We start from the raw sequence: 14389 nt of genomic DNA, 5'->3' as shown, positions 1-14389 counted from the left end.
GCATGGCAGCGAAAGAATACGACTACATCGTGATTGGCGCGGGCTCGGCGGGCAATGTGCTCGCCACGCGCCTGACCGAAGATCCGGACGTCAGCGTGCTGCTGCTCGAAGCGGGCGGCCCCGACTACCGCTTCGATTTCCGCACGCAGATGCCTGCTGCACTTGCCTATCCGCTGCAAGGACGGCGCTACAACTGGGCCTACGAAACCGAACCCGAACCGCACATGAACAACCGCCGCATGGAATGCGGGCGCGGCAAAGGGCTCGGCGGCTCGTCGCTGATCAACGGCATGTGTTACATCCGCGGTAACGCACTTGATTACGACGGTTGGGCCGAACGCAAAGGCCTCGAAAACTGGAGCTACCTCGACTGCCTGCCATACTTCAGGAAGGCGGAAACGCGCGATATCGGCCCGAACGCGTATCACGGTGGCGATGGCCCGGTTCACGTGACGACCAGCAAGCCCGGTGCGAATCCGCTATTCGGCGCGATGATCGAAGCGGGTGTGCAGGCTGGCTATCCGCGCACCGACGATCTGAACGGCTATCAGCAGGAAGGCTTCGGCCCGATGGACCGTACCGTGACCGCCAACGGCCGGCGCGCCAGCACGGCGCGCGGCTATCTGGATCAGGCGCGGCAGCGGCCGAACCTGACCATCGTCACGCACGCCACCACCGATCGCATCCTCTTTATGGGCAAGCGCGCCAACGGTGTCGCTTATCTGCATGGCGGAGCAAGTGTCGCCGCCTACGCACGCCGCGAAGTGCTGCTATGCGGCGGCGCGATCGCCTCGCCGCAAATTCTGCAGCGCTCGGGCGTGGGCCCCGCGGCGTGGCTGCGCGAACTCGATATTCCGCTTGTGCTCGATCTACCGGGCGTGGGTCAGAATCTGCAGGACCACCTCGAGATGTACATGCAGTACGAGTGCAAGGAACCCGTCTCGCTCTATCCTGCGCTGCTGCTGCGCAATCAGCCGGCCATCGGGCTGGAATGGATGCTCAAGGGCACCGGCATCGGCGCGAGCAACCACTTCGAGGCTGGCGGCTTTATCCGCACCCGCGATGACGATCCGTGGCCGAACATCCAGTATCACTTCTTGCCGGTGGCGATCAACTACAACGGCACCAACGCAATCAAGATGCACGGCTTCCAGGCGCACGTCGGCTCCATGCGCTCGCCTAGCCGGGGGCACGTCAAGCTGCGCTCGCGTGATCCGCGTGAGCATCCGTCGATTCTCTTCAACTACATGGCCGAAGCGCTCGACTGGCGCGAGTTCCGGGACGCTATCCGCATTACGCGCGAGATCATCCGCCAGCCGGCGCTCGATCGTTTCCGTGGCCGCGAGCTGAGCCCCGGCGCGGAACTGCAAAGCGACGCGGAAATCGACGCCTTCGTGCGTGCGCGCGCCGAAACGGCGTATCACCCGTCGTGTTCGTGCGCGATGGGCTATGACGAGATGGCGGTGGTCGACAATGAAGGCCGCGTGCACGGTCTGGAGGGCCTGCGGGTGGTGGATGCGTCGATCATGCCGCGTATCACTACCGGCAACCTGAACGCGCCGACTATCATGCTCGCCGAAAAGATCGCCGACCGCATTCGCGGCCGCGCTGCACTGGCGCGGGTCGATACGCCCTACTTCGTGGCCGGCGGTGCACCGGCACGCGGCACGTCTGCACGTTCGACGAGCCTCACGCAGGAAGCCGCCGCGCACGCGGATTGAGCACAAAGGGCGCGCCGCGCTTTAACGACGCAACATGGCGCGCCCGTTCCATCCGAATGCCGATTTCGTTCTATGTCGGCCTTTAATGGTCAAGTCTACTGAAAGGATTTATAGGGAATTTTCGCCGAGGCCCGCCAGCATTGGGCTTGAGACCGCATAACCCAATACTGGCGGGCGTTGCAAGGCTTCGGCCGATCATTTACGGCAACCAAAACGCACCAAAACGAACCACTACGTTTTGACGTCTGGTGTAGTATTTCGCCCGTCACCAACGGGAAACTACACCATGAAATTCGACGCCAGGAAAATACGACTACTCGCGGCCGGCGCGATGGTATCGATTGACGATCACCCCGGTTTGCGGATTCACGTAAGCGGCGACGTCACGAAGCGCTACACCTGGATCTATCGCTACCGGTCACCGGAAGACGGCAAGCTGCGGCAAATCAAACTAGGCGAATGGAATTCGCTCACCTATCCGCAGGCGATCACCGCATGGGATGCCGCCAGAACCGCTCGCGACAGTGGCGTAGACGTTGCCAAGGAAAAGAAGAAGCAGCGGCAAGGCGCCACGTCAGAATCAGCCGGCGAGGCGTCCGCGTACACCGTGAGCATGTTGCGATACGACTACCTTGAATCGATCGGGAAGAAACGGAGCGCGGCCGGTCTGCGGTCTGTGTCGAACATGCTGCGGCGCCTGCTCGAACCGCTCGACACTCGCGCGGCCGGAACAATCACGCGCGCGGACGCCTACAGCTTGATCGAAAAGGTTGCGGACGAGACACCGTCGCTCGCGATCAAGCTTAAGTCCGAACTCGCGCAGGCGTGGGACTTCGGCATAGATTCGGGCAAGCTTCCCGAAGAGACGGCTAACCACTGGCGCAACGTTTTTCGCGGCAAGCTGCGCTCGAAAGGTCGCATGCGCGACGGCGAGCGGACGACCGAAAAGCGGGTTCTGACAGCCGCCGAAGTGGGCGCCCTACTCGGATGGTTGCCGCGCGCGTCGAACCTGCTAGCGGACGTCCTGACGCTGTATCTGTGGACTGGTGCGCGTGGTGGCGAACTGGTGCAAATGGAAGGTAGCGAGGTGCGCGAAGAAGACGGCGTGCTGTGGTGGACGTGTCCGAAGCGCAAGACCAAAAACGCCAAGCGGGCGTTAGCGACGGATTATCGGGTTCCGCTGTTCGGTCGCGCTGCGGCGATCGTCACCGCCCGCAAGCAGGCGCATGGAAAGGGGTATCTGTTTCCGTCGGAAGACGGCGCCGGCTTCACGCAGCAAGGCACGATCAGCGAAGCCGCGTACAAGCATCAGCCGTACAGCCGGAACCCGATTCAATCGGGCCTGACTGTCACGCATTGGAGCCCGCACGATCTGCGGCGCACGGCGCGGACCATGCTCGCGGAAATGAAGTGTCCGCACGAAATAGGCGAAGCGGTCCTAGGGCATATCATGCCAGGCGTCGCGGGCGTTTATAACCGCTACTCGTATGGCGAAGAGAAGCTGTTCTGGCTCGCCAAACTCGACGCCTACCTCGAATCACTCTGAACAGCCAACAGGAAGCATATCCGCGACGGGTAGCGCTTCCGACCACGCGTCGAGTTCGCGTACCAGCCAGCCAACTCGACGCTGTGACAATGCGCGCGGCTTCGGAAACTCGCCGGCCGCGATCAGTCGACGGATCCCCATAGGCGAAAGTGCAACATAGGCGGCCGTGCCGTCGATATCGAGCAAAGCGGGCTTGTGTAATCGGGAAGACTGTTTGTGCATGGATACGAGTTCCGTGTGTGGATGGAACCCGCACGCTTTCTAGGCGGGGTTACTTCTATTTCTTGTTCGCTTACCGTCTGCGGCAAGCTGCGGCCAAAGGGTCCGGCTTTGGGTAGCGTCAGCGGGTCGGCCCGTGACGTGATGCGCTTACGTTATGTTCGATTTAACCTTTGGCCGACAGGGTCACTTCGCTTTTTCTTCATTTCTCTTCTGAATTTCCTCAAACCACGACCTTTGACTTTCGGGCAGCAGTATAGGAATCGCGAATTGAACTCGACTTACGCTCGTATCTTTCGCAGATAGATCACCCTTAGCTTTCGCCCCTACGCCCCAAACCTTAATTTCCGCGCCGCCTCCCGCGCTCTTAGACTCCTCAACGGTCAGCGCTATGTCGAAATCAACGACGGTCGATTTGAGACTTGCATTCGACGAAAACCGATCGTTTCGTGCGTACTGGTGGCCGCCATCGAAGCCCGGAACGACAAAGGCTCCGTCCTTACCTTGTTGAGCAGCAACAACCCCGGCGACAATCTCAGTAAGAACTTCTTTTACGAATTCACTTAAATTCATTTTATCCTCAGCAACGTTTTGCGACCGTGACGGACGAATGCCCGGGAAATCTTCCACCACCCGCAACAATACACCGCCGCCGCTAACTATGACAGGTCATGGCGAAAAGACGGAAGCCGAATTAGCGACGCCCGCGCTCGACAGCGTCCGCATGCATCGCGGCTAGCTCCGATAATTCGGCTTCCGTAGCAACAATTTTCGACAGGCTGTATCGCGCGCCGGCACCATTGCCGCCGAATGCTTTCAAGGCTCGGAGTGCAGCGACCCGCAAAGCTTGATTCGGCGCATCGCCTTCGCAGATCGAGCGCAGCGAAAACAGCACGTGCGGCAACATTTCAGCCTTGTCTTTGTCGTTCCGTTCAGTGTGAGTCATTTCGTTTTCCTCTTAAATTTCTCTTTAAGGTGTTTGAACAGGGCTTTACTCGCGGCCCACGTCCTGAACATCGCATATGCAAGCATTATGGTGTGCAGTGCATCGGCAATGAAAGTACTAGGCAGTTGCGGTCCTGTGCCTTGATCGTTGTTCACGCGGTCACCCGTCCGATAGCGCACTCTACGTCTTCGATCGCGCGCTCAATCACGTCAGGCGGTAGATTCGATGCACGAAGGTGAGCGGCCGCCCAATCGCAGTAACCGTCTATGATTTCTTCGCATCCAGGAAACTCGCGAGCCCGCGCTGTGTCCAGGGTTGCTTCAATCGACTTATCGATAGTCGCGTCGCTGATCAGGTCGCGCGAATGCAGATACATCAGGCCAGCGAGCATAATCCGTATTAGTTTGTGCGGCCCCATTTTGACCCCTACACACATTCTCGAAAGGGCGTTTGAAATCGGCACCCCAAACGGACCTGCAACGAATGCGAGCATATGTGGGTTTTTAACAATGCCGTCCCTTGTGAAATGTGCGGAAAACTGGCGAACTCCGCGACCGTCTTTCATGACGTGATAAAAAGCTTCGACGTTCTCAAGTGATACAGTCGAATCGGCGCACGAAGTGAGAACGTAGAGAACGGCGTCTCGACGATTCATCTTGCCAACTAGCTGAGTTTTACACATGATAAGGATTCCAGATTTAATGTTGAAGATTGAAGGCGGCCCGTTCTGGCGCCGCGAGTACTCGATTACTTGCCGGCGTTTAACACGGCTTTATATGCTTCATCATCCTTCAGGTTGACCGCCGGGAGACCCCATACGCGACGTACGGCGTTCTGGTTCCCCGCTTCTGCAATCGCTGCATCGATTACGGCGCGTTTCTTTTCCAGTGCCTTAGCAAGCGTCGCGGCGTCCAACGATCGCGGCACTTCGCCGCTGTTCGTTTCAACAACGCCTTCCGCGTCAGGTTGACCGACTGTATCGGCCTGCGCTGCGGCTTCCTCGTTGATCTCGCCAACCAAGCCGGAAAATTGCGCCAAAACATTCTGTACGGCCTCGACGGCCGCTTGCCAGCATTTTTCGGTCAGGATATCAAGATCCGCTGTTACTTCCTGGCCGGCATCCTTTGCCGTGGTAATCACTTCGCGCGCGTCGCGGGACTTCTTATAGACGCTCGCGGTCGCGTGGAGCGTATTCGCGAAGTCGAGCATTTTGGCCGCCAGCTTTCCGCTCATTTTGAACGTGCCGGCGGCCTTAGTTTCACCCGGACCCGCGCGTTGCGAGGATCCGTTGTTGCGGTAACCCGGTTCGACGCTACGCGCGCCATCCGGCTTCACTCGCGGCGTGGTGCGAACGCCAACGTCAAAACCGGCATTCACGACAGCAGGGGCGCCCTTGTTCGCGGCATTCCATTCAGCGCGGGTCATGTGTTCTTTGCTCATTTCAAGTACTCCTTAGAGTGTGTTTGTGCGGCCTGTTAGAGCCGCGATCTGTTGACTAGATTGTGTCATTAAAAATGACGTTTTAAACCCTTAAAAAGAGACCATTAAAGGCGTTCTTTCTTTTAAGCCGCGCCGCGTAAGCGTTAGAGCATATCCGTGGTACGCCCCAAAATTCCTTATAGATTCCATGGCGCGGGTCGATTCTCCGTTTTACGCTGGTGGCGCCGCCTGAATTCTCATATCGAACGCATCCTGTCGTGACGTCAGGTCGTATTCGATCATTGTGACGACGTACCCGACATTGTTTAGACTGGGGTTCATTGTCGACTTCAAAATGCATGCAGAACCAACGAAAATGCTAGGATTGAACAGACAACCGAAAGTTACGCCGTAGTCGGTCCAGACTGGAAAGCCATTAACAAATTCGTTTACCGCTACGGTTCCGTTTTGAGCTACAACCTTGTTTGCGTCCGATACGTAGAGCGTATTGTTATCAATCCACGCTACTACGTTGGGATAGTAGAACCGCTGCAACTCGGGAAGCAGTTGCCCCATTGACTGATTCGCCGCGCCGGGATTGGTTACTTTCTGACCGGCTTTAGACGTGTTGAGATAAAGGGAAAGGCCCAACTGATCGGCCACCCATTGACAGTAACCGCCAAACGTCGCAGACCCCGGCGGTTGTGTCATGAATTGCGTTTTGATTAGTTGCTGCGAATAGCAAGTGAGCTTCATAGCCAGGTTTGGAAGCTCGCCGACGGGATCGCATCGAACAATCTGGCCGGTAAAAATGGTAGTTGTTAGCATTTGCGGAGGCGTACCGGGTTGAATGTACCCGGCCGTGACCGAGACCGAAGCGTAAAGGCCGGCCGTAACAACTCCCGTTTCAACGTTGCGCCTGTTGAACGCTGTTATCTGACTAAGAAGCGACTCACGAAGCGACGCAGACAGGTTCGTAACGACAATCTCGCAAATCTGCTGATTCATGAAGACCGCTTTACTTAGCTTGACCTTGATATCAAGGCTTTGGTCGAGCGTGATTGAAGATCCCGCTGCGTTGGGAAGAGTAATATCGGCCCGCAAAACGCGCTGTTTTAATGGCATGGTGTTATCCCGAGATCCCGTTCGTGATCGAATTGAGTGCGTTCGAAAGATGAGTATTCAACTGTGCGTCGATTCGCCTGGCCAGTTCTGCTGCGTCAATCTCTCCCGCGCCGGCTACGTTGATCGTGCTGTTAATGGTGATCGGCACGCCAGCACCCGCACCCGGCCGCTGCGCTGCAAAGCTTGAATTTCCTGACGCTGCGGCGAGCATGGCGGTACGGTTGCTTTCCATTGCGGCGATCAGTTGTTGCGCATTGCGGATCTGATCGTTGAACTGGCCGCGTTGAACGTTGGTCATTACGCTCCCGCTGGCAAGGTGTTGCCTTGCGATCTGTTCCGAGTTGAGTGCGCCGCGCTCTGCGTTGTCAAGACCGAATTCAGTATCAGACCGGCTAATACCCCCTGTGCGCAACTGCACAGGATCGACACCAAGAATTTGCGCGACCGCGTTATACGCAATGCTTGTTCCCACTGTGCCACCGGCACCCGGCGACTGGCCGATACCCTTGCGCCCGTATCCGGACTCGTATTGCATTTGCGCGGCATTAAAGCCAGCCTTGTCCGTGATCACTTTGTCTGGATCGAAGCCGCGCGACTTCAGAAACGACAAGTACGCGCCTTGATCGTTCTCTTTTGCCGGCGCGTACTTGTCGATGATCTTGCGCGGCGTGTCGAGCCCCTGCGAGTAATAGCCGCTATCGAGTAGTGCTGCGTGTGCAGCAACACCCGCTTCCATTGACGGGAAGATTGCAAAGCGGCCGTCAGTGCCAGTCGCGCCGTGCGCCTTCGCAAACGGGGTGTATTCGAGATTTCCGGGGTTGTTATTCTTCAGGCCGCGCGAACCGCTAGCCGTACCGCTCGCACCCTTAACGCCGCCCTGTTGGCCGACGTTGCCCGCCCATGCGGCGATTGCCTGAGCCTGGCTTACGGCGCCTGAAAACGTGCCGACTGCCGAAGAGAATGCTGCGATTGCAAGGGCCTGCTGATTAGCTAGTTGCGCGGCACTCTTCTGATCAGCGTCGAGGTTATCAGCGAAATTATTCTTTGCTTCGTTTTCCTTTTTAGTTGCCTCGGCACTCTTGGCGGTCTGTGCAGCGATCTGAGCCGGCGTCAAAGGGTCGGGAAGGTTTACTCGGCGTCCGTTCCGAATCTCATACAAACCCTTATTGTATGTGCGCACGGTCGGATCGGCTTCGGGCGCATCCGGCACAAAGTGACCGTTAACAATCTTCCCCTTGGCCGGCGCGTTGGGCGAAGTGAGCTTGTTCATTGCATCGACGATCGCCGCGATCGCGCCGACAAACTTGTCAGCGGCCGGCAACAGTTTTTCGCCGAGAGAAATTTCTAGCTCGTTGATATCGGCCTTGAACTGGCCGAGTTCGGTATTGAACTTTGCGAGGCTGTCTTCAGACTGTTGACGAAGTGTGATTTCGGCTTGCGTCATCTGGTTCATATCGCCGATCGCCGGCCCGATCTTCTGAAGCGTCAAAGCAAAGTCTTTCGACACCCCCATTACAGATGCGCTAGACTCCACTTCCGCGCCGCTTTTCCCCTGAAGAAACGTCGCGTACTGTTTCAGTTCGTCATTGATACCCGTCGGGTTGGCGAACGATCCGACGTCTACGCCACCGTACTTCATTGCCTTCATACGGCCGGCGCCCGACAGGTCTTTAAACGCATCGTTCGCGTTACTGGAAAATCCCTGAATGTTTTCCAGCGCGGCTTCACGCGATACCCGGCCGCCCGAACCCTTGGCGAACGCGCGTTGATAGTCTTCGACGCGTACACCGGACACGCCCAGTTGCATACCCACTTGCCGCTGCTGATTGAACTGCGATTGCAAATCCATTACGCTTTTGATGCCAACGCCAAGCGCAGCGACAGCACTCGCGGCGATGGCGAACTCACCACCTAGACCGCTTACCGCGCTAGTCAGTTTCGAGATACCCGGCACCATGCGATCAAGTTCGCCGGCCGCGCCGCTCGCAAAGTCCTTAACGCCGGTCGACGCTTTGCCGCTCGTCTTTTCGGTCTTGTCCATCGCCGTCTGAAGCTTTTCCAGGCGTTTGATAGAGTCCTTTAGCTCTACGGAATATTGCAAAACGAACTTGTCGAGATCGTCACTCATGATATTTAAATCCCTTGTGTGAAGGTGAAAGAGAATTCGTAGTCGTCTGCGTGGCGTACCGTGCGCACCAGAACACCAGAAGACAGGATGATTTCGAGTTCTTTGCTGAAGTTGATTTCTAGCTCGACCCACTCGACAAATTTGTGACTGTGGCCGGCGAAAATTGGTGTTGGCGTGATCGCGATCAGGTTTTTACAGGCTTCAGTTTCAGGCCGCACGTGCAAAGTGATATCGCACGCCTCGACTGTCTTCGACGTACCGTTGACAAGCATCGTTGCATCATAGAATTTCACTTCGCGCGCACACGGCCCGTCTACCAGGTCCGTAGGCATTACGAAGAAAGACTTTCGAAACGCAATGCTCGACGTGACTTCGATCGATGCGCCGGCCGCGTCTGCGAAAATGTGTGTCTCGATACGCTGGCTCATTTGTGCGCCTCACGAAGTGCAGTCCCTTCCTGGCCAAGCGCAACCAAAGTAGCCTTGAAGGCGTCAAACGTGCATGCAATTCGCCGCTCCGTTCCGACACGTGCATCAGTAAAGCCGAGTTCGGCGCGCAACTGTGCGAACAGTTCACGCTTCGACGGTAGTTTGATTCCGAACGGTTTCGCCGAAGCTTCGAACGCCTCATACGAGTACATAAAAAGTTTGTCGTGAGTCATACCGGCCGGGGTAGCCGTAGACACCGTTAGCTTCAGTTCAAGCGCGTCCATGGCTTAAGACCCCTCTTTTGTTTCGGCAAGTTCGAACGGTGCGTGATCGCTCATGATGATCGCTTTGTGCGCGCGGCCCATTACGATCACACGCGACCCTGCGAATCCGCCGGCAAAGCGCGCGGATCCGGGTAGCAGTCGCCGCAAGTGTGCGTCGAGCACGTGAACAGCAGGGATAACGGATCCCTTTAACGATCCTTCCAGCGCAACACGACTGCACGACCTTTCGCCCGAAATCTCGTTGCGCCACTTCGTTTTGCGAAGCCCCGCCAGCAAGACGGAATCGGTAAGGTCGACAAGTTTCGATTTGTTCGACACAATCAGTACCCCGTCGACCGGCCGATACCCGGATACGCAATCCGGTTGCCGTCAGTGCGTTTCGACTCAACCAGCGCGTCGAAACGGGCCTTTGCACGCTCTGCGCGATGCTTAGGAAACGGATCGCACGTGATCGAGTCGAGACGGAAAGCTAACGCGCTGTCGTTAGCTGCTACACCGGCCGCATGTTGCAGTCGCTTCCATTCCAAACGAACAACCTGCGGCGGAAGCTTTGTGTGTGCATGGTCGACCAGCGCGGCGAACTGTTCCGCTTGATCCTTCTCAAAGAAGGCGCCAACGGCCCCGAGCGCTTCGGGTGACCCCTCGATACCATCGAACGCCGCGCAGGCCGCTGCGACCGTGTCGTGACCGCACAGGCGCAATGCTGCGTAGGTGAGAAGGTCACGACGAGAAATAGCGTGTTCGAGAACGGTCGACACTTCGGCCGGCGTATATTCAGTCGAGCCCGTCGCCGAGATCAGAATTTTGTTAAACATTGTAGGAGTCCTATGTGTGGTGGGGGTTGATCGTCACTTAAAATGACGCAGTGGGGCCATTAAACCCTACGCATCACCCATAATCAATACGTTGCAAAGTCGAAAAATAAATATAATTATCCAACTTTGCAACTTTGATTTAACGCGGGATCTTTGGGGAACGATAAGGCAATAGCGGACGGGTCGCGAACCTAGGCGCGACAGGTGCTTTGCGGGAAGTAGACAACTCGCGTGAGGATACATTGCGTTGCGTTTAACTTTCTAACCGATATACTCGCTCGCAAGCGGTCGACGAAAATCGACGGCACAAACGGCGAAGGGCCAGCATCCCGGAAAAGATATCTGGCCCTTCTGTTGAAACCCCGCATCCATGGCACGGCTTCACATGAGATTGTATCGCGACCGCGCCATGGGTTCAATATGGACTACTAACGTGATCGAGACCGCCTCTCACCTTATCTGCGTTGGCTTCTGTGCGTATGACGTACTGGAGTTCGCGCGTTGGCTACTCAACCGCAAAGGCTAACCATCATGGCAAAGACGAAATCCAAAGCGCTCACGGAATACGTGACGTCTATTACCGAAGGCAGCGCGGCCGGCGGCAAACGAACCTTTGTTGGCGCGTCCGTATCGCCTGAACTGCACGCGGCGTTCGTCAAATCAATCTTTCGGATCGGCATTGGCGCGAGCCCGCTTATCCGTCTGTTTATGGAACACGTCGTTGCGCACGGCGAAGTGCCGTTCAAAATTCCGGAGCGCTTCATTCATCCGGCCAATCGCGAAGCCTACGCGGCGAAACTGAAAGGGGAAGAGAAATGAGTAAGCCGAGACTAAGCGCGCGGGCGATCGCTCAATATACGCACGAATTGCAGATCAACAACGCGCCGTATATTCGCGAACTGATCAACGCGATTGAAGAGGGTTACGGATATTTGGCTTTCGGTGGCGCGGCGATTCCTCATTTTTACCGCAATATCGGGAAATACACAGACAGGAAGACGGGCGAAGTCAGCGACGCGGTAAACATCAAAAAGTCGAAAGGCAAGCATGTCGAAGCAATCGAAGACCTTTCCCGAGATATCGCGCGGGAAGTGATCGCCAGCAGTCACGGGGTATATGGTTCGTGTCTTTCAGCCGAAGATCACGCAATGGTGTTTCTGCACGCACTTCGAAAGAAAGGAATGTCGGACCTGGTATTGGAAGACGTCACAGAATCAAAGCTCGAACTGTTCAAGATTGCCGCGTTCTGCTTTTCCAATGCGTTCGACGAACTTGAGCGGGACGCAACCAATGAGCTAGACAAGGCGCGCGGCGATATCCGGCTTATGTTCGACATGTATCGCAAAATGACTAGAGGAAACTGAACACCGTTCAGTAAATGAACGATTTACACGTCTTGCAATAAGGGTAAACACCTAGTACGCTGTTGGCGTCGGTCCTTGGACCCTCAAGAATTGCCGCTTGCCAGAAATGCTTGTTTCGCAGAAAGACAGTGACCAGATCCGGTCACGACTGCGCGGCGAGATCGTCAGCAGCAGGCAAAAAAATACCCGCTTAGAGCACGAACTCTGTAGGCGGGTATAAACGACTTGAGGGTTTAATGGTACATCTTTACCCGCGCATTTGCACGCGCAAAATCAAGAATTTAGCCGCACTCCTGAACATTTTTTCGGGGGTCGCACATCATGGCTAAGAAGTTCAATCCCCCGACTAAAGACGAAGTGAACTCGGAAGAGTTTCAGCTTGAAATGCAGGCGCTCGGCGATGAGGCGCAAAACATTGCGGACGTCAATCGCGCCGGCCGCGACCTGGCTGAAATAGAGCGCGAAAAGATCATTGAAACGGCCATGCAGATCGTCGACATTGCCGAGCGCGCCAAAGAGCTAGAATACGTTATCCAGTTCGCCCATGTGAAGAAGGTCCGGATGGGCGATATGTTCATTGCCGTGCCTGAGCCGACGGATACGAACAAACGGGTTGTGCTCGACTATCTGTTCAAGGGCGCGGAAGCAAAGCCGCACTTCGACGAGTTTCGCGGCCGCATCGTCGACCATGCCGGCGTCATCATGGATGATTTCTATGATGGTACGGCGTATCTCGACGCGTTCGAAGCAATTGGGTTAAAAAAGCTCAAGCTTAAGGAAGTAATCGACGCGGTTCGGGCATATGCCCTGCGGCAACGTCAGAACGATCTTTGCGTGAGGGTCGAAAAGCGCATTCCCGAGTGGGATGGCGAGACGCGCATGAAATACGCGTTCGAAAAAATGTTCGGATGCGAGAAGACCGAAATGAACCGCGAGATATCGCACTACTTCTTTCTGTCACTGTTCGGCCGCGTAATGTATCCGGGTGAAGAGGCGCCGATTGTCGTTACCCTTATCGGCGCGCAGGGTTGCGGAAAGTCCTATTTCGGCAAGCTGCTAACCCGGATGATCACGGGCGACAAAGAAGCCGACAGCGTGCAGCTTGATCTAGGTGCCGGCAAAATCGACTTCCTGCGTGAAATCACAGGTAACTCAGTGGTCGCATCCGTCGGCGAAATGACCGGATTCGGTCGCGGCGACCTGAACAAGATCAAAGACTTCATTACGCGCACACACGACAAGTTCCACCATAAGTTCGAAGGCGTAGTGCATCAGGGGCGCCAGTGGGTCACGGTCATGGATGCGAACCGCTATGAAGGTCTGCTTCGTGATGAGACTGGCTCGCGCCGCTTCTTCCCGATATTCTGCGGCCAGTTGCCTGACGTCGCCGGCAAACAGCAATGGAAAGCGGATTTCATGTGCAATTTCGCCCTGATCCGCGAAAACCTGTGGCAATTGCTCGCGGAAGCAAAGGTATGGTTTGAAATCAACGGCGCCGACGATTACCGGCACTACGTTCGACAGGTGTCGAAGATGGTTTTCGAGTGGAGCGTGTCCGAGATGGCGCAGGATCGCGGCACGATCGCCGACGACGTTTTTGATACTCACCTAGTCGACGTGTTGAAGCGCTGCCCGAAAAAGGCCGTGTGTAAATTCAAGATCGGCGGGAAAGAAGCTGTACGGATCGGCACGACCGATCTAAAGATTTTCTTTCATGACCAGTTGCCAACCCTTAAGCCGAACTGGCGACACCTGAAAAACAAAATGAACGCGCTAGGCGGCGAAGAACATACGGACTCCAAAGGATATCTAGGTTATGTGTTCAAGGCCTTTCCGACCATTGACGACTTCAATTCGCGGTTAGGCGATCGGGAGTATGAGTCAGACGGCGAGATTGTCGACACAGGTCCCGGAAGCGGAAAGGCAGCGACGCGGGCCGCAGGGTTCTAGGATGATCAACAAGGGAGCTTTCGGGCTCCTTTCTTGTTTCTTGCCGCGAGCTTGGGTGGTTTAACGCGACGCGTTAAGACTGAGCAAACTGAGCAAACTGAGGAAGCGATTTCTCAGTTTTGGAGACGCCACCAGTAAGGGTTTCCGGGCGAAAACTGAGAACTGAGCAAACTGAGACGATATTGACTAGAGCATATACATACGTTTTCTTTTATATAAATATATTCTCTCTCTCAGTTACTCAGTTACTCAGTTATCAGTCTGTACTCCTTTGCTGGCGCGGCTTTCTGAAAACTGACTAGCTCTGCGGCGATACTCAGTTTTCCGGTTTGCTCAGTTTTTACCTTTCACGGCGTAATCTAAACACTTGGCTTTGCAGTATCAGAACCTGCGCGGCCCGCACCGCTGCATTAACCAACGCTCGCGGCTCACCACACGCCCGCC

15 protein-coding genes are annotated in these 14389 nt (G+C 55.9%); 5 read left to right on the top strand and 10 right to left on the bottom strand.

Annotated elements, in window-relative coordinates; genetic code table 11:
- The first annotated feature begins 2 nt into the window (after positions 1–2).
- Together betA and P3T40_RS17515 are read left to right on the top strand one after the other, a co-directional pair.
- Positions 3–1721: a choline dehydrogenase gene (gene betA, locus P3T40_RS17520; protein WP_429268984.1), complete on the top strand. Its 1719-nt coding sequence runs from the start codon at positions 3–5 to the stop codon at positions 1719–1721.
- A gap of 286 nt (positions 1722–2007) precedes the next feature.
- The gene (locus P3T40_RS17515) at positions 2008–3267 is read left to right on the top strand and encodes a tyrosine-type recombinase/integrase (RefSeq protein ID WP_429268983.1); all 1260 of its coding nucleotides are present in this window, start codon (positions 2008–2010) and stop codon (positions 3265–3267) included.
- Here P3T40_RS17515 and P3T40_RS17510 read toward each other — a convergent pair.
- The 10 genes from P3T40_RS17510 to P3T40_RS17465 all read right to left on the bottom strand — a co-directional run bounded on the left by P3T40_RS17510 (position 3259) and on the right by P3T40_RS17465 (position 10631).
- The gene (locus P3T40_RS17510) at positions 3259–3489 is read right to left on the bottom strand and encodes a helix-turn-helix transcriptional regulator (protein WP_429268982.1); all 231 of its coding nucleotides are present in this window, start codon (positions 3487–3489) and stop codon (positions 3259–3261) included. The genes P3T40_RS17515 and P3T40_RS17510 overlap by 9 nt on opposite strands.
- Before the next feature lie 183 nt (positions 3490–3672).
- Positions 3673–4059 (bottom strand): trypco2 family protein, encoded by a 387-nt coding sequence (locus tag P3T40_RS17505; RefSeq protein ID WP_429268981.1) that lies wholly within the window; start codon positions 4057–4059, stop codon positions 3673–3675.
- 121 nt (positions 4060–4180) lie between these two features.
- Complete coding sequence (locus tag P3T40_RS17500; RefSeq protein ID WP_429268980.1) at positions 4181–4432, bottom strand: hypothetical protein; 252 nt, start codon at positions 4430–4432, stop codon at positions 4181–4183.
- A 151-nt stretch (positions 4433–4583) separates the two neighbouring features.
- On the bottom strand, positions 4584–5114 hold the full coding sequence (locus tag P3T40_RS17495) for a hypothetical protein (protein ID WP_429268979.1): 531 nt from the start codon (positions 5112–5114) through the stop codon (positions 4584–4586).
- Between the two features lie 65 nt (positions 5115–5179).
- The gene (locus P3T40_RS17490) at positions 5180–5872 is read right to left on the bottom strand and encodes a hypothetical protein (protein WP_429268978.1); all 693 of its coding nucleotides are present in this window, start codon (positions 5870–5872) and stop codon (positions 5180–5182) included.
- A gap of 210 nt (positions 5873–6082) precedes the next feature.
- Positions 6083–6976, bottom strand: a complete 894-nt coding sequence (locus P3T40_RS17485) for a baseplate hub protein (protein WP_429268977.1) — start codon at positions 6974–6976, stop codon at positions 6083–6085.
- A 4-nt stretch (positions 6977–6980) separates the two neighbouring features.
- Entirely contained in the window at positions 6981–9104 is a 2124-nt protein-coding gene (locus tag P3T40_RS17480) for a hypothetical protein (protein ID WP_429268976.1), read from the bottom strand.
- Between the two features lie 5 nt (positions 9105–9109).
- A complete protein-coding gene (locus P3T40_RS17475; RefSeq protein WP_429268975.1) occupies positions 9110–9532 on the bottom strand; it encodes a hypothetical protein in 423 nt (140 codons plus the stop codon).
- Positions 9529–9816 carry a hypothetical protein gene (locus tag P3T40_RS17470; protein WP_429268974.1) on the bottom strand — a complete coding sequence of 96 codons (288 nt, stop codon included), beginning with the start codon at positions 9814–9816 and terminating at the stop codon, positions 9529–9531. Before P3T40_RS17470 ends, P3T40_RS17475 begins: the two co-directional genes overlap by 4 nt.
- Positions 9817–10136: 320 nt before the next feature.
- Entirely contained in the window at positions 10137–10631 is a 495-nt protein-coding gene (locus tag P3T40_RS17465) for a hypothetical protein (RefSeq protein WP_429268973.1), read from the bottom strand.
- A gap of 531 nt (positions 10632–11162) precedes the next feature.
- Between P3T40_RS17465 and P3T40_RS17460 the strand changes: the two genes are divergently transcribed.
- From P3T40_RS17460 to P3T40_RS17450, 3 genes are all read left to right on the top strand, one after another.
- Positions 11163–11450, top strand: coding sequence for a hypothetical protein (locus P3T40_RS17460; protein WP_429268972.1), 288 nt, complete (start codon positions 11163–11165; stop codon positions 11448–11450).
- Between the two features lie 47 nt (positions 11451–11497).
- Positions 11498–11995, top strand: coding sequence for a hypothetical protein (locus tag P3T40_RS17455; RefSeq protein WP_429268971.1), 498 nt, complete (start codon positions 11498–11500; stop codon positions 11993–11995).
- Positions 11996–12316: 321 nt separating this feature from the next.
- The gene (locus tag P3T40_RS17450; protein WP_429268970.1) at positions 12317–13945 is read left to right on the top strand and encodes a VapE domain-containing protein; all 1629 of its coding nucleotides are present in this window, start codon (positions 12317–12319) and stop codon (positions 13943–13945) included.
- The last annotated feature ends 444 nt before the right edge of the window (positions 13946–14389 follow it).

Origin of the sequence: Paraburkholderia sp. EB58 (genome assembly GCF_050436665.1) — a bacterium.
Taxonomy (GTDB): domain Bacteria; phylum Pseudomonadota; class Gammaproteobacteria; order Burkholderiales; family Burkholderiaceae; genus Paraburkholderia.
This window is presented reverse-complemented; position numbering and strand designations above follow the sequence as displayed.